General features: G+C 40.1%; 10 protein-coding genes. All 10 read left to right on the top strand.

Annotated elements, in window-relative coordinates:
* The first annotated feature begins 72 nt into the window (after window positions 1–72).
* The 10 genes from ggt (at window position 73) to AACZ41_RS05435 (ending at window position 17313) form a co-directional block, all read left to right on the top strand.
* A complete protein-coding gene (gene ggt, locus AACZ41_RS05390; protein ID WP_339627329.1) occupies window positions 73–1770 on the top strand; it encodes a gamma-glutamyltransferase in 1698 nt (565 codons plus the stop codon).
* Between the two features lie 9 nt (window positions 1771–1779).
* Window positions 1780–2505 carry a class I SAM-dependent methyltransferase gene (locus AACZ41_RS05395; RefSeq protein ID WP_339627330.1) on the top strand — a complete coding sequence of 242 codons (726 nt, stop codon included), beginning with the start codon at window positions 1780–1782 and terminating at the stop codon, window positions 2503–2505.
* A 308-nt stretch (window positions 2506–2813) separates the two neighbouring features.
* A complete protein-coding gene (locus AACZ41_RS05400; RefSeq protein ID WP_339627331.1) occupies window positions 2814–5873 on the top strand; it encodes a glycoside hydrolase in 3060 nt (1019 codons plus the stop codon).
* A gap of 89 nt (window positions 5874–5962) precedes the next feature.
* On the top strand, window positions 5963–6562 hold the full coding sequence (locus AACZ41_RS05405; RefSeq protein WP_339627332.1) for a DUF6642 family protein: 600 nt from the start codon (window positions 5963–5965) through the stop codon (window positions 6560–6562).
* A gap of 165 nt (window positions 6563–6727) precedes the next feature.
* Entirely contained in the window at window positions 6728–8332 is a 1605-nt protein-coding gene (locus tag AACZ41_RS05410) for a hypothetical protein (RefSeq protein WP_339627333.1), read from the top strand.
* A gap of 613 nt (window positions 8333–8945) precedes the next feature.
* A complete protein-coding gene (locus AACZ41_RS05415) occupies window positions 8946–10064 on the top strand; it encodes a hypothetical protein (protein ID WP_339627334.1) in 1119 nt (372 codons plus the stop codon).
* A gap of 14 nt (window positions 10065–10078) precedes the next feature.
* Complete coding sequence (locus AACZ41_RS05420) at window positions 10079–11854, top strand: adenylate/guanylate cyclase domain-containing protein (RefSeq protein WP_339627335.1); 1776 nt, start codon at window positions 10079–10081, stop codon at window positions 11852–11854.
* Between the two features lie 281 nt (window positions 11855–12135).
* Complete coding sequence (locus tag AACZ41_RS05425; protein ID WP_339627336.1) at window positions 12136–13026, top strand: neutral zinc metallopeptidase; 891 nt, start codon at window positions 12136–12138, stop codon at window positions 13024–13026.
* Between the two features lie 288 nt (window positions 13027–13314).
* Window positions 13315–13878, top strand: coding sequence for a DUF664 domain-containing protein (locus AACZ41_RS05430; protein ID WP_339627337.1), 564 nt, complete (start codon window positions 13315–13317; stop codon window positions 13876–13878).
* A gap of 1485 nt (window positions 13879–15363) precedes the next feature.
* The gene (locus AACZ41_RS05435; protein ID WP_339627338.1) at window positions 15364–17313 is read left to right on the top strand and encodes a PQQ-binding-like beta-propeller repeat protein; all 1950 of its coding nucleotides are present in this window, start codon (window positions 15364–15366) and stop codon (window positions 17311–17313) included.
* Window positions 17314–17401 lie beyond the last annotated feature (88 nt).

A 17401-nucleotide genomic window follows, 5' to 3' on the forward strand; every position in this document is an offset into this window, starting at 1 on the left:
AATTATTAAATCCAATCCAGTTATTTGAGCCGTTCTGGCCCAACATAGATGCGGCTATTAAAAAAAATGAAAATGAAATTTTTATCCTCTATAATTGCCTTCATAACCTTGGGAAACATATTAAATGCCCAAGACCGATTAACGGGTGAAACCTTTACTACACGCTCTGAAATTTTAGCCCAAAATGGTATGGCAGCAACAAGCCAACCTTTGGCCACCCAAGTTGCCTTGGATATCTTAAAAAAAGGAGGTAGTGCAATTGATGCCGCAATAGCTGCCAACGCTGTACTGGGGCTTGTAGAACCGGCGAGTTGTGGTATTGGAGGCGATGTGTTCGCAATAGTTTGGTCCGCGGAAGAAAAGAAATTATATGGTTTAAATGGCAGTGGTAGAGCACCTAAATCCTTATCCATTGATTATTTCATGGAAAAAGGTTTAAGTTATGTTCCCTTTTATGGCCCATTACCTGTATCGGTCCCGGGCTGTGTAGACGGTTGGTTCAAATTACATGAAAAATTTGGTAGGTTATCCATAAAGGAAATTTTAGAACCAGCTATAGATTATGGCAAAAATGGATTTCCCGTATCCGAAGTCATTGCCTATGAAATGGCGTCGAGTTATGAATCATTAAAGGATCAACCGGGTTTTGCCCAAACCTATATGCCTGCTGGAAGACCTCCGGTTAAAGGGGAAGTATTTGTAAATCAAGAATTGGCCAATACCTATGAACAAATTGCCAAAGGTGGTCGCGATGCCTTTTATAAAGGTTCCATTGCAAAGACCATCGATAGTTATATGAAAAAACATGGCGGATTTTTAAGTTATGAAGACATGGCAAGCCATACTTCCAATTGGGTAACGCCGGTATCCGTGAACTATAGGGGTTATGATGTTTGGGAACTTCCACCCAATGGACAGGGCACCGCTGCATTACAAATGTTGAATATTCTTGAAGGATTTGATATTGGCGAAATGGGTTTTGGCAGTTCCGAATATTTACATGTGCTTACAGAAGCCAAAAAATTGGCATATGAAGACAGGGCCAAATTTTATGCTGATCCCGCATTCAACAAGATTCCTTTGGAAACCCTATTGTCGGATGAATATGCTTCGCAACGGAGGAACCTAATGAGTCCCGACAAAGCTGCCGATACCTATCCCGCTGGTGATATGGAAATAGAAACAGGGAATACGACTTATTTGACCGTAGCGGATAAGGATGGTAATATGGTTTCGTTCATACAAAGTATTTATTCGGAGTTTGCATCAGGTATGGTCCCAGATGGATTGGGATTTGTTCTTCAAAACCGCGGACAAATGTTCAATGTTCAGGACAAGAACCATGCGAATGCACTCGAACCTGGTAAACGACCTTTTCATACCATTATTCCGGCATTTATCACCAAAGATGGAAATCCTTGGGTAAGCTTTGGTCTTATGGGCGGAGCAGTTCAGCCACAGGGCCATGCACAGATTGTGGTCAATATCGTTGATTTTGGAATGAATTTACAAGAGGCCGGTGATGCTCCAAGAATGAGACATCGAGGCAGTTCGCAACCTACAGGATCTAAAATGACCAATGGGGGTACCTTATATCTTGAAAGTGGTTTTGAACCCGAAACCCTAAGGGAGTTACGCAAAAAAGGCCATCGTATTGGCTTTGGTGTGGGGATGTACGGTGGATATCAAGCAATTGGTATCGATTTGGAAAACCAAGTATATTCTGGAGCATCTGAATCCCGAAAAGATGGTCAGGCCGCTGGATATTAAACCCAAACTATGCTATCAAGGTTTAAATCAACAAGAATTCCAGTAGTCATCGGCTTACTTTTAATTTGCTCGTGTAACGGACAGACAAAGGCGAGTACGGAGGATTATGTTTTTAAGAAAGGTGACCGAAACGGCATCGGAAAATGGTATATGGATCGTGAAATAGCCCATGTCATGGGTTTTCAAGGAATGAACTGGTTAGAACGACCAGAGCGTGAGGAAGAGGAAAACGCCTCTATTCTACTAAAGAACATGGACATAAAGCCTACGGATATCATTGCTGATATTGGTGCGGGTTCTGGCTATCATGTCTTTAGAATGGCACCCTTAGTAAGTAGGGGATCCATTTATGCAGTTGATATACAGGATGAAATGTTGGAAGCGTTGGAAGCAAAAAAAGAAACCCAGAATATTCATTATATCAAAATAATAAAAGGTAGCGAGAAAAGTGTAAATCTTCCTGAAAATAGTGTAGACAAGGTTTTGATGGTAGATGTATATCATGAATTCAATTATCCTAAGGAAATAATCGCATCTATAAAAAAAGCTTTAAATCCAAAGGGTAAATTATTTTTGATAGAGTATCGTGGCGAAGATAGGACGGTACCCATAAAGGAATTACATAAAATGACGGAAGCACAGACAGTCAAGGAAATGGAGACAGCCGGTTTAACGTTAGAAAGAAATGATGATAATCTGCCTTGGCAGCATTGTATGGTTTTCATTAAAAACTAGTATCAAATGCACTCCACACATAAAATAACATCGATAACATTTTCATTATAATGTTCCGCATTATATCAATTTGCTTATCAAATGCAAAATAGATATCACTTCGCTTTCTTTAGTCTAAGCTTCATCCCGCTAAAAAAAGAAATCACTTCAAGGGTAGGCGGGAGGGAGGCCTAATATTAATCGGTTTACCGGCAATTAATACTGCTTTTGATCAGTATTAATATATCAATAGAAGAAAAGCGTTATCTTTTAAATTTAAAGGACAAATTTATTGTATAACCCAATCAAGCGTTTCAAAAATGCTGATTTTGAAAGACACTACCATGATAACTGCAACTATGAGGATCTTTATTCTAACCTTTTCTCTTTTGGTATCCATTCAGTCATTCTCTCAAATAGACAAATCTCATTATCAGGATTTAGAATATAGAATGATCGGACCCTTTCGTGGAGGTCGAACCGTAGGTGCAGTTGGTGTTCCTACTCAACCCAATGTATTCTTTATAGGTGTGAATAATGGAGGTGTATGGAAAACAGATGATTATGGCCGTACCTGGAATCCAATTTTTGATGACGTTACAACGGGCTCCGTTGGAGATTTAGCGGTATCTCCATCACATCCAAATGTAATCTATGTAGGAACCGGTGAAGGCCTTCATAGACCAGACCTTGCAGTAGGGGATGGTATGTTTAAATCCAATGATGGAGGTGAAAGCTGGGAACATATTGGACTTGGCGATATTCAACAAATAAGTCGCGTGATTGTGCATCCAACTAATCCGGACGTAGTTTATGTGGCTGGTTTAGGCCATCCGTATGGCTCAAATGAAATGAGGGGCATTTTTAAATCCAATGATGGTGGAAAAACATGGAAAAAAACTTTATATATAGACCATAATACCGGAGCAATTCAAGTTGAAATGGATCCGAATAATCCCGAAATCTTATTTGCCGCTATGTGGGAACACCTGGAAGGACCTTGGGAGAATGCAAAGTTTACCGGCCCAAATAGTGGCTTATACAAATCTACGAATGGTGGAGAAACTTGGCGAAAACTGGTAAAAGGACTACCTGGAACTAAACAAGGGTTAGGAAGAATAGGAGTCGCTTTGTCACTCAGCAATTCAAAACGGATGTACGCTACAGTTGACGCCAAAGAAAATGGTGGCGTTTATAAAAGTGATGATGCAGGTGAAAGCTGGAATTTGGTTACAACCGAGAACCGTCTTTGGGGAAGAGGTAGCGACTTTGCTGAAATAAAAGTTCATCCAACCAATGAAAATATTGTTTTTGTAGGGAATGTAGCATCATACAAATCTGAAGATGGTGGTAAAACCTGGATGTCAATCAAAGGCGCACCGGGAGGAGATGATTATCATCGTATATGGATTAATCCAATAAATCCAGAAATCATGCTTTTTGCCGCAGATCAAGGAGCCGTTGTCACTGTAAATGGTGGGAAAACATGGAGTTCATGGTATAACCAACCCACATCACAATTATATCATGTAACTACGGACAACCAATTTCCGTATTGGGTGTATGGTGGGCAACAAGAAAGTGGAGCCATTGGTATTGCAAGCAGGAGTAATGGGGGGCAAATTTCATTTAGGGAATTTATCGGAGTGGGTGCAGACGAATATGCGTATGTAGCTCCTGATCCCGTAGATGCAAACATCATTTATGGTGGACGTGTAATTAGGTTCAATAAAAAAACGGGGCAGTCCCAATATGTTGGTCCTGAAGTTTTGCGTTCGGGAAAATTCAGATACCTACGTACGATGCCATTGTTATTTCATCCAGCAGATAATAGCATGTTGCTTTTTGGAACCAATGTTGTTTGGAAAACACATAATGGAGGACAAAGTTGGGAACAAATCAGTGAAGACCTAACGAGAGAACAACCCGAAGTACCCACTAGTGTCGGTGATTACAAAACTGTTGCTATGAAAACTATGCCGCAACGTGCTATTGTGTACGCCATAGGACCTTCACCTTTGGATAAAGATATCATTTGGGCAGGAACAGACGATGGCCTGGTGCATGTTACGATTGATGGTGGAAAAACATGGAAAGAAGTAACCCCTTCAACAATTACTTCATGGGATAAAATTTCACAAATTGATGCAGGTCATTTTAATAAAGGAACCGCTTATGTTGCCGTGAATGCCATTAGAAAAGATGACATGCAGCCCCATATTTACAAAACACATGATTATGGAAAAACATGGCAAGAAGTCGTTTCGGGAATGAACCCTTCAGGTCCTGTGAACACCGTTCGCGAAGACCCTAAACAAAAAGGGTTGTTGTTCGCTGGAACAGAACGTGAGGTTTATTTTTCATCAGATGATGGTGACTCTTGGCAATCCCTAAGAATGAACATGCCCGCATCTTCCATTAGGGATTTGGTCGTTCATGAAAATGATTTGGTCATCGGGACGCACGGTCGTTCCATTTGGATTTTGGACGATGTGAGTCCGTTGCGGGAGCTGGCCAACCTGTCCGACCAAAACGCCTATTTATTTTCGCCCAGCGATGCCTATCGGGTACGGTTCAATATGTTTAGCGACACCCCGTTGCCCCCGGAGGAACCTACGGGAGAAAATCCGCCGGACGGTGCCCTTATCGATTATTATTTAGGGGCTGAGGCCCAAAACGTGGAACTTAACATATTGGATTCGAAAGGAGCGTTGATCAACAACTTTTCCAGTGACGATAGGGCGGAAGTGTTGGATACGACTAAAATGCAGCATCCCACGTATTGGATACGTCCGTTTAAAGGACTGTCTGACGAACCTGGCCAACACCGTTTTATATGGAATCTCCGGTATAAGGAACCTCAGGGCACCAATCGGGCCTTTGCCATTGCGGCTGTGCAATATGATACCCCCAGCGGACCGGAAGGCCCCTTTGTAGCTCCGGGAACGTATAAAGTGCAATTGAAGGTCGATGGGGAGATTTTGGAAAAAAACATCACGGTAAAACTGGATCCGCGTTCCACTATGAGCGATGAAGCCCTTGCCCTACAAACCGACCTGTCCCTTCAGACCTATACTGATTACGGGAAACTGCAGGAGATTCGAGAAGCGATTGATACCAAGCTGGCTAGAAAAAGCAGGAAACAGGAAAAGTTGTTGGCTTTTAGGGGAGATGGAGTCCCGGAGGATGGCGATTTGATCTACGGAAGTATTTATGCCTCGGAGCTCGAAAAAGAAACGATTGTCGGATTGCAATCCAAATTGCTTTTTCTGCTCAATGTGTTGCAGAAGACCGATGCCAAACCGACGGCCAAAACCCAAGAAGCAGCAAAGCTATTACATAAACGCGTGACCGCAATGGAAGCGCTTTGGGAAACGAAGTACAAATAAGTCGCCATGATTTGAGTGACAAAACGTTAAAATCAATCGAAGAGTTACCTTAATTTTGTGTTTCATACACGTTGCATAAATCCTGAAATTTGTTAGCAAAAAGACAACAATTACCCCAAGAACACCCTATAGATTCAGAAAAATTCATTTATTGTTTAGAAGGGGTTCATGATATTGAAACGCACAAGGTTACCGAAGCACAAGAAAATTTGGAAGAATTGGCCATGCAGTATGGAGTAGCTAGTATTTATAAAACATGCGACACCATTGAAGGTCTAGAAGCTAGTTTGAATACATTGGTCATGGATGATCATTATTTTAAGGACTATGAAATCATATACTTGGTAATGACAGGCGAGGCAAATAGTATTTGTTTAAATGACTACTACTATAGTTTACAGGAAATAGCAGAACTTTTTGAAGGAAAGTTAAAAGGAAAAATCTTACATTTTTCAAATGCAAAAGTGCTAGATCTAGACGAAGAAGAAGCACAATATTTTTTGGATGTCACTAACGCAAAAGCGGTTTCTGGCTATGGTAATACCATTAATGGACTAAGTAGTTCAAATCTTGATAAAGCATTCTTTAACTTGTTTAACGAAGATGATAATATGTTCGATGTGGTAGAGGAATTGCATCAACGGCATTACAATATCTGCAAGCTGCTGGATTTTCGATTGTATTATTAGAAAGGAATAGCGCTACCCCAATTGAAAGACTGTTGAATGGTGCGAGCGTGCTAGCGCTCTTGGCTTTTTGTTAAGCGGTATGCATTTCATCTAAATCAGCCCCAGTCGTATACGATACCATTTTACAATACGTTTCAATAGCTGCTACCTACTTAATACCGAGCTATGATTCCCAAATCAGTCCATTTTTCATTAAAAAGTGCATGTTACGCCTTCTTCCTATTACTTACTGTACTATTGCTATGCAATGGGTGTAGTAAAGACACGATTTCATCAGTGATTGAGGAAGAAGAGTCCACCGAAGAAGATGGTACAACGGACATGCCCGCCAACGAAGATTTCAATGCGGACATCAACCAGGATGGCACCTTGAATATCTTATTACTTGGTCCCAGTACATCTATTAAGTCAGACGTATCGGCTTTTTCCTTGGAATCCGTTGCGAATGAACTGACTGCTATACTTTCGGAAGATGAGACAATAAACACCACGGTAAATGTGGTTTATGAAGATACCTACAAGGCCAAGGAACTTACCGTGGGTTTAGGGAGCGATGCTACCAACCAATATCAATATACACATTATGCACATTCCCTTTTGCAATATTACTATTGGCCCGAGGGGGAGACAGCCCGAAGATCCAAATTAAAAGGGGAGGGGGAAAATGACTGGGACTATGTAGTTATAGCTGCCGACCCTTATATCGTTTCCAAAATACCCGGGTTCTATGCCTTAGGGGTCAACAAGATAGCCTCTACCGTGGCCGAGGGAAATGCGAAACCCCTTCTGTTGATGTTATGGCCAAAGGACGAACAAAATACAGCTTCGATCACTGATTTTGAAGAATTTACATATCGTACGGCGGAAGGTGGCATTACCAATATAGAGGTTATACCGGCCGGACTTGCATGGGAAGGGCTTCCATCGGAATTGAAAGATACGGAAACCGCGCATCCCACAGCCAACGGGGCTTATGTGACCGCAGCGTCAATTTATGCACAATTGTATGGGCAAAACCCGTCAGGCTCAAGATATACGTATAATGACGCCTTGGCCGATCAGGCCTTTCAAACCGTTAATGCTGCTAAAACAGCAACGCATTATGCTGGTGAGTTCAATTATAACTCTCCTTTTCAAGGTGGAAATGTAACGGCATCAATCATACGATATAACCATACGGGCACGAGTTCGGAAAATGGTATTATCGGTGGTTTAAGCTGGGTCATAGCAAAGGATGAGGACACCCAACTGGAACGCGATGGCGCCCCCAAAGTTCATTTTAACCTAGGTAGGGCGAACACGAATTTTGAAGCCAGTAAACGCTACAAAGTAGATGCGGGCCTCTTTGACTATTCTATCGGTTTTCCGATGCAAGATAACAGCAGTACAGGAAATACCACCATGCTCTATGGTATTGACAAAAGAGGTAGCGAATCAGAAAACGGAACCGACTTGGGTGTGGCCCTATACATGATTCGTGAAAACGAATTACCTACCGCTAGGGCCTTACCAATAAGGTTGCTCTACGCACAAATGAAGGGATTGAATATAGCGGATTCGGCATATCGTGATAGCTGGCATATTAGCCGTGATTTGGATAGGGCTTCCGGCGCCTATATCTATACCTTGTTAACCGGAACATGCGCCCTGGGCACAGAACCTACGGATACCTCCTCTGAAGCGTGGCGTTCCTGGAGCGCCCATAAACTGGGTTATGAAACGGCTTGGACATTAATGACCCTTGAAGGAAGGGTGCCTGAATGTAATTAAGCCTATCCATTAATCATCTCGCTCAATTTTGAAAAATACCTTACCCTTTAAAAGTAAAAGTGTCTCAGAAGGATATGAGTTCTATTGTCCACGATCAATTTATAGCGTGAAAATTTTTCTTTTACCAGTTCAATTTCCCTGATTGAATAATCGAAGTATGCCTAATATTCGATTTAATTATTTAATAATCAACAGTATGAAATGGCGAGGTAAGCGAGAAAGTTCCAATGTCGACGACCGTAAAGGTCGGTCCAGTTCCGCGAGAGGTTTTGGTGGATTCAGTCCCAATTTGCTCGGTCCGATCATTAAACTGCTCTTTTCCAAAGTGGGCCTGATCATTGTAGGGCTGTTCCTTGCATGAATACCTATTTTTCAGGTTTTAATTATTGATACATCTGCTATCTAGGTCTATGGTCCTTTCAAAAAAGTGCCACGAAATACTAAAAATATAGTATCTTAACCACAGTAAATTTCCCCTTTATTTGTATTTTGAAAAATACAGATGTTCTTTCGGACAATATTTATAGACATGCATCCTAAGTAGTATATTTTGTTTATATAATCCGACTAAAATTGATTTTTAAGCTAATTAACCAAACTAAACCAAATTATTATGGGGCAAGACACAAACATTACCGTAACCGTAGACACGGAAACGATTAACGAATTGAACAAAAAATCAAAAGTAGAATTTAAAGATGATCGAAATGATCCTATTGCTGTCATTGGCAGACCTGAAGATTTTGAATCTGTAGTTGATAAAAACCAGAAAATAACATGGACCGCGGTAGCTAAAAATGGTGTAACACCCGTGTTTATTGAAAGTGTCAAAAGAGAATCTGGAAGCGAAATAATGCAGGAAATTAGTCGTGGAAACAGTCATAATACGTACCGAGCTAAAATTAAAAATAAGGATTTCGCCCCACCAGACGATACTGAAGATTATATTATTACCATTGGTCTTAACGGCTATGAAGGAATTACCGGTGAAAATCAATATGGTGCTATTGTTTTTGTTGGTAAGCAGGTCGCTTATATAGATAATTATCAGAACAATGTTTGGAAGAGGCTCCCCGATGCCCCATTTGAAATTGATGGTTTCTCTGGTAACAATTCCTTTGGAATTATAGCCTACGGGGGTTCGCAATTAGCCTTCATCACCAAAGATGATACGTCATGGACTTCGATGGTAGCACCACCATTCGAAATAGAAGGCTTGGCCGGTGATAAATTCAATGGCCCCATAATATATTCGGGTACTCAAGTGGCCGCTTTGAGTAGTTCTACACAAACGAATTGGATTACACTTCCACCTGCTCCATTTCAAATTGATGGCATTACGGCGACTAGCACCAATGATCCTCTCATTTATTCTGGAACACAGGTTGCTTACTATAACAATACAGCGAATGCATGGAGCATTCTTACGGCTGCTCCCTTTACTATAGAAGGTATATCTTGTAATTATGGTAGTGGCCCTGTTATCTATGCGGGTTCAAAAGTTGCTCGTATGGACATTGCACAAAACACATGGCAAACGGTTGCCGATGCTCCTGTTTTAATCGAAGGCATTGCCGGAGATAGTGGTAAAGGACCTATTATTTTTTCGGCTTCAAGTGTGTACTACTTGGTGACTTACCATCCCACTCCATTATGGACCAAACTAAATGATGAACCTCTAGATCCTAAAACTTTTGTTATTGATCCAAGACTAAGGGCTAATCCAAAATAAAACAGGTAATTGTCATGATTAACTATAGAATAGCCTATTATTCTCTAATAGGCTTTTTTTACTTTTTTACCATTTCGACCATAGCTCAAGACCAGCGAATAGCGGATAGTTTGACTTCTATATATAAAATGGACACGCTTAAAGGCGAAGCTAGATTAGAGTTACTCGCTGAACTATCATTCAACGAAGTAAATAATTACCAACTTAGTCTTAAATACGCCGAAGAATTAATACAACTCGCTGAGAAAAAAGATAATTATAGATACTTATCCCGAGGATATTTTCAAAAAGGTAGTACACAAAACATGCTTGGTGATTTAAAAAAAGCCCTAAAGTCACTATTCAAGAGCGCAGAAATTGCAAAAAGAGACAATAAAATTTCTCTGGAGGGCAGTGCCTATGGAGCTATTGCCGACATTTATGCAATTTCTGAAAACCATAAAAATGCAATGCTCTACTATGATAGGGCGATCACTATCCTACGAAACACCAATGACACTATCAATTTGGCAACTTTTATTTTAAACGCAGGAGATGAATTGCTTCTTAACAAAAAATACGATTCCGCAATGGTCTATTTCAAGGAATCGGGTGAACTTTTTGAGGAAGCCGATTATGCTGCTGGAAAAGCATATAATTTGGGGAATATTGGGATGGTTTATGCCAATACAGGTAAAAACGAGCTAGCAGAACAAAATATTAACCAAGCAATCGGTATTTTAGAAAAATCAGAAGATTACTACCCCATTAGTGTATATTTAATGGCCATGGCCGATATCTATATAGAAAAAGAAGAGCATGAAACTGCTATTAGGTACACGAAAAGAAGTTTAGGTTTGGCTGAACAATATGGTTTAAAAGAACAGCTTGGTGATGCCAATGAAAAACTAGCGTCTCTTTATGAAACCATAGGTAATATGGAGCTGTCCTACAAACACTATAAAGACCATATTGCCTATAGAGATAGCCTTTTAGATATAGAAAAGGTGCAACAATTAGCCGATATTCGAACCGAGAATGAAGTTTCCCAAAAACAAGTTGAAGTAGAATTATTAGAAACGAAAACCAGAAATCAATTGATTATCTTAGGTTTTGTAGGGATATCTTTGTTAGCGTCTTTATGGTTTTACCGTACAATTTCAAAAGAAAAAAGAAAGTCAGAAATGCTTTTATTGAATATTTTACCAGAGGATACCGCTAAAGAGCTTAAGGCAAATGGTAAAGTAAAAGCCAAACAATACGATTCGGTAACAGTATTATTTACAGACTTCAAAGGCTTTACTAGTTATTCGGAAAAACTATCACCCGAAGCCTTGGTGGAAACGGTTGACTTTTATTTTTCAAAATTCGATACTATTATTGATAAACATGGTTTAGAAAAAATAAAAACCATTGGCGACGCCTATATGTGCGCAGGGGGCTTACACGATACTAAAGAAGATCATCCCCAACGCATGGTAAACGCCGCATTTGAAATTGCCGCTTTTGTTGAAGAAACAAAAAAAGACGTAGCGGCAAGTGAATTGACTTTTGACATACGCATCGGCATTAATACAGGCCCAGTAGTCGCCGGGGTAGTGGGCACCCAAAAATTTGCTTATGACATTTGGGGCGATACTGTAAACGTGGCTTCACGAATGGAATCGATGTCAGAACCAGGTAGGATAAACATTTCGGAAAACACCTATGTATTGATCAAGAATCAGTTCGACTGTGAAGCTAGGGGAGGTATCTCGGTTAAAAATAGGGGTGTCATGGAAATGTATTTTGTAAAAAATCCAGATGGGTGATTGCTTTCGGTGGCGGTTTAGAGGGACTGCCTACTTAAGTCTAATACTGCGGCTTGCTCCTCATTGAAATTATACTTTGGGTACATTTTCTTTACGCTAGCTCTAGCACCATAATTATATGTACCTCCTAGATTTTAGAGTTTCCATTAGTATAAGAATGAAAGTTCTTTTGTCCACGTTCAATTTATAGCGAGAAAAATTTTCTTTTACCAGTTCAATTTCCCTGGTTGAATAATCGGAGTATGCCTTATATTTGATTTAATTATTTAAAAATCAACAGTATGAAATGGCGAGGTAAGCGAGAAAGTTCCAATGTCGACGACCGTAGAGGTCGGTCCAGTTCCGCGAGAGGTTTGGGTGGATTCAGTCCCAATTTGCTCGGTCCGATCATTAAACTGCTCTTCTCCAAAGTAGGCTTGATCATTGTAGGGCTGTTCCTTGTATTTTCATTTATTACGGGAAATAATCCGTTGACCTTGATCAGTAATTTACTTAGCGGTGGGGTGACGCAAACCGCTCCTTCCGGAAATTATGAAGGTACCGCCGAAGAAAATGAACTGGCGGATTTTAGTGCCGTTATCCTGGCGAGTACCGAAGATGTATGGAACAACACCTTGGAAAATTACCGGGAACCTACGTTAGTTTTGTTTTCAGGATATGTATCCTCCGCCTGCGGTTCGGCATCCAGTGCCACGGGTCCGTTTTACTGTCCCGGGGATGAAAAACTATACCTGGACCTTAGTTTTTTTGAGGAAATGGAACGCCAAATGAATGCTCCTGGCGATTTTGCACAGGCTTATGTCATTGCCCATGAAGTAGGTCACCATATTCAAAAGTTAATGGGGATTACGGATAAAATCGACAGACTCAGAGGTCAATTGAGTAAGACCGAGTTCAATAAATATTCTGTACGCTTAGAGTTACAGGCCGATTTTCTGGCCGGGGTTTGGGCCAATCGTTCAAAACAAATGATGGAGAGCGGTGATCTTCAAGAAGCCCTGAACGCTGCGAATGCCATTGGGGATGATCGTCTACAAAAACAATCCACAGGTAGGGTAGTACCCGATTCCTTTACCCATGGCACTTCTGAACAACGTATGCGATGGTTCAAAAAAGGGTTTGAAACCGGTGATATTTCGAAAGGCGATACCTTTAGTGCAGAATCGCTTTAGCGCGTTATTTTTTAAAATTCAACTACTTCTTCATCTTAAAGAATATACCTCCTCCTGAGCGACCTGTACCGTGCGGAGTCTAGGTAAGCCGAAGGATAGGAGAGGGGTAGCATTTGTCTGGAACGTGATGGTATAGAAGTCGCCATACTATGTTAAAACCCTGTCAAAAGGTTTTATAATTATGGAAATTCGTAGGTAATCAATTACCTTATGTAATATTTTTGGGTGACCATAAATAGTAGCTTTAAAAAGCTATCCATATCCATTTGCCAATTTGAACAAGACACTATGAAATCCTTGAAAACAAAAACCAGCCTTTTACTTTTTTTATTACCCGTGGTGTTGTTGAACGCACAAGGAGAATTAAAATCGGTTGAGGGTTTCTCACCGCAGATTGGTCTAATGGTTTATATGTTAGAAGACTTAAAAGAAAGAATTACCCAACAAGTTAAAGACTTGGACCAATCACAAACTGATTTTCTATATGATGCTGAGGCCAATAGCATAGGATCATTGGTCATGCATTTAGTGTCAACGGAATCGTATTACCAGATAGCGACGTTGGAGGGTAGGGAATGGACAGAAGATGAGCAAACGAGATTTGGTGTAGCGGGCGAACTTAATGAAGAGGTAAAAAGCATACTTAAGGATAAGCCGATTAAATATTATTTGGATTTATGGGATGAAGTCCGTGAAAAAAGCCTTAAGGGACTGAAAACCAAAGGTGATGCATGGTTCTCCTCGAATTTAGAAGAGGGATTGAACTACCACTATATCTGGTACCATGTGATGGAACATTCGGCTAACCATATGGGGCAAATAGGAACCATAAAGAACCGCTTACCCAAATAACGTATTTGCCATAATGTACCGCGTTATGCCTGCCCTGAGCTTATTTAAGGGCAACTTTGCTTTTGTAAACGGATTAAAAAGGGTAATATCTGGAAGACCTTTTCTTTTCTCTTTTTATGGTTATTACTGTAGGTGCATGCGTGCCGGCCTCTGTTGTACTTGAAATTATGCTGAAGCCGATTATCAAACAGCATCCAATTATAATATAAATATTAATAAATCCAAGACTTTTACGCTTGAAACGGGTGCCGATAATTACGTTTATCTAACCGGACATATTTATGAGGATGATAGTGGTATTACAAGTACTGATGACGATTTAGGTGTCGCTTGTAAAAAATTATATCTCGCTGATTTGATGTCAGGCAGTGTAAGTTTGAATTTCAATGGTGATGGAGATTCTGCTACGGCAAATTTCACGATAGTGCCCAATGATTAAGATAATTGTGTGAATTTACTAGTTACAATTTACAAGTAATAATTAAGAGCTCTAACATAGAAGTTAGGGCTCTTTTTTAAACAACTATTCGTATATAAATCACTAATTAACAAACAAAAAACAACATGATCATTGGCTTAAGTCTACTTTTGTCACTCGATTTAAAAGCTTAATAATCGAACAGGCTAAAGGTACCAGCCAAATAAAGGTTATATAATGAGACAGCCGAAAGGTTTGTCTCTATGGTTTCTAAGAATTTGAAATGTTCTAAAAAGTTTTTTTTGTGTGGAAAATTTGAAGCTACGTAAACTCTCTTAAAAGTAACATCACGATTTGGCCGCATTGGCTCGCTAAATTTTAAAAGATTCTCAATCTTTTAAAATATTCCGTACATAATAGAATTATAGCTACCTGGATTAATCTTTATTGGAATTATGCCAGTGCACCATCTTTCTTGATTATTTTTTCGGATACTGGCTAAACCAATAATACAATCTGTACTATAATGTTTTGCGTTATGGCACTTTGCTTGGGTATAGCACAAAAATAGAAGGTCTGGGAGACCTTTTATTTTTTGAAATGGTCGGTACGCTGGGGTATTTTGTATTTCACTTTCTTTTGCCAAAGCTTCGTCTCGACATAAAAGTAAATCACCCACTGGCTAATTTCTTTTATCACTTCTAAAAACCTTCTTCTCTAAAGGTTAATGAAACCGAGGACCCGATATTGAAATGAGTAGAATTGCTTCTTTCCGAGGTTCATGAAAACTATTAAAAACAATAACCCGCAATGAATAAACAATTATAATGCGAGACGACAATATGAGGGCGGTGTAATGTGTGTGTGTGGAATGGTGTCAATTGCTCCATAGGTATCTAAATCGTTCTTTATCGGGAAGACCTTAAGTATAACTAAGTTTACCGATGATATAGGCATTTAGGTCAATAGGATTGGAATTTTGGTTCAGATAGCGTTGAAATTGAAAAGTAGCATAGATCGTAATAAACAGCGGTATACTGCGTTCTATCTAGACTAAAAACCAGAATATGAGCCAGATAAAACCATTTCTTTTATTACTAATGGTATTTCCGTTACTATCCTTTTCACAGGTAGAGATGAAATGGAACAAAGAGGTACCTACTAAAATTTTATGGCAAGAAGTTACTTCACTTGGCAACCTTATCGTTAGTTCAAGAGAAGAATTAATCGGTATCGATACCGAAACAGGTGAAATTAGTTGGGGAAAAAGAGCCTTTGGCAATCTTGATAGAGCCGCTTTCGAAGAACTGCCCAATAGCCCGTTTTTTTCGGTAACTACAGACCGTAGCTTGCATCTCATAGATCAGTTTAGCGGCAATGAAGTCTTTAATTCTAAAAATGCCGGACTTCAAAAGGTTGATAGCTATCATTTGTTATATAACTCAGATGCAATTCTTGTTTCCGGAACAGATTACAACGAAGAACCGCTCATGGTTTCCGTAAAAATGTCAGATGCTAGTTTGTCATGGTCGATGAATGAAAAATTTGGCCGTATCGTTGCGGCCAACGAACTTGACAATCAAGAACTTCTTATCGTAACCTTGTTCAATAATTACAAACTCAATGCAGATACCGGAGACGTAATTTGGAAAAAAATGAACTCCAAGGAAGCAGCGCAAATAGACAAAATGGGTAAATTCGGTGCATTATTGAAGCAGGCCGCGGAGCATGTTTCCAAAGATATGGACATTCAACTATACTACTACCAGCCCGAAGGCAGTGACGTTTTCTATTTGGGGTCACAGCAAGAGCGACAAGGCGGAATGACCACATCATCTGGCAATACCACCATTAACTATACCAATAACTATAATGCTTATAACATTAATGATGGCAGTTTGGTATGGAACGAAGAATTAGAGGTAAACGGGGCTCTAAGCCAGGTCTATTTTTTAGATAAAGGAATGTTGGTGTTGCCCGATGATGGTAATCGAACAAAAATAAACCTGTTTGACTACAAGACCCGTGAAGGGCTGTGGGGGAAAAAGGGTCGTGGTATCGCAATCAAAGGTGGAGTATATGATTACTTAGATTCCGGTGATGGCATTTTGCTTGTATCGCGAACAGCCAATAAAGATTTTCTCAATTATTTAGACCCAACGGTTGGGGCCATTACATTTGAAAAACCTGTCAAAGTCGATGGTACGGTCGTTGGCATTGTTCCACTAGCGAATTCAATCCTATATATTACAACTGAATCGATGAATATTTTGGACCATCGTACGGGAACCCTAAAGTGGAATAAAAGTATTCGGACCAGTCCTAGACTTACCGCCGAGTATCAGGATAAAATTTATGCTTTTGATTATAGTTCCGGACTTTTAAAGGTTGTGGATAAGTCAAATGGCCAAGTAAGTGATTTTTCGCAAGTGGAACTTCAATTTGAAGGGAAAGAGTCACCATCAAGCATGGAAATTCTGAAGGATGGCATTTTTATACATTCCGATCAAAACGTGGCTAAATTCAATTTTGACGGGTCTCTAGTTTATCAAGAGTATTATGCCGCCCCAAAAGAAGCGGGTTGGAAACGTGCCTTATTATATGCCTCGGCCGTACGAGCAGCCTACATAGGCGCTACCTCTTACTATGTTTCAGGTGCTATGGCTGCGGCAGAAAATGACGTACGACAAAAAGACGAAGTTGCAGGAGAACTAGTATCTCAAATAGGTGACGCTTATGGAGAACTGGGTAATGCAGCCTCTAGCTATGCCGGTGCCGCATTTAGAACGGCGAATGCGCGACTCAAGGCCACCAAACAAGGTAGGGATTTTATGTTCATCATGTCAAAACAAGAGAAAGACATTGTCTTGTTAAAGGTTAGTAAAACAACTGGTAAGGTAGCAGGCGAAATCAATTTGGGTAAGGACCGAGAGCCCTTATATGCGGTTGACGATATCACCGGACAGGTATATTATCAAACAGGAGACGCAGAACTTACCTCTTATATGGCGCGCTGACAGATACCCGTGAGGAATTTTTTTGCCTATTGCTTTCTTTTTGTAAACTTGGCGTGTAATACCCAATGGAGGTTTGTACGGAATGGAA

This window comes from uncultured Maribacter sp. (genome assembly GCF_963974015.1).
Lineage (GTDB): Bacteria > Bacteroidota > Bacteroidia > Flavobacteriales > Flavobacteriaceae > Maribacter.

What these genes read in the sequence shown, in the direction of transcription:
- ggt (WP_339627329.1), top strand. Translation starts at nt 73, where the DNA reads ATGAAATTTTTATCCTCTATAATTGCCTTCATAACCTTGGGAAACATA.
- AACZ41_RS05395 (WP_339627330.1), top strand. Translation starts at nt 1,780, where the DNA reads ATGCTATCAAGGTTTAAATCAACAAGAATTCCAGTAGTCATCGGCTTA.
- AACZ41_RS05410 (WP_339627333.1), top strand. Translation starts at nt 6,728, where the DNA reads ATGATTCCCAAATCAGTCCATTTTTCATTAAAAAGTGCATGTTACGCC.
- AACZ41_RS05415 (WP_339627334.1), top strand. Translation starts at nt 8,946, where the DNA reads ATGGGGCAAGACACAAACATTACCGTAACCGTAGACACGGAAACGATT.
- AACZ41_RS05420 (WP_339627335.1), top strand. Translation starts at nt 10,079, where the DNA reads ATGATTAACTATAGAATAGCCTATTATTCTCTAATAGGCTTTTTTTAC.
- AACZ41_RS05425 (WP_339627336.1), top strand. Translation starts at nt 12,136, where the DNA reads ATGAAATGGCGAGGTAAGCGAGAAAGTTCCAATGTCGACGACCGTAGA.
- AACZ41_RS05430 (WP_339627337.1), top strand. Translation starts at nt 13,315, where the DNA reads ATGAAATCCTTGAAAACAAAAACCAGCCTTTTACTTTTTTTATTACCC.
- AACZ41_RS05435 (WP_339627338.1), top strand. Translation starts at nt 15,364, where the DNA reads ATGAGCCAGATAAAACCATTTCTTTTATTACTAATGGTATTTCCGTTA.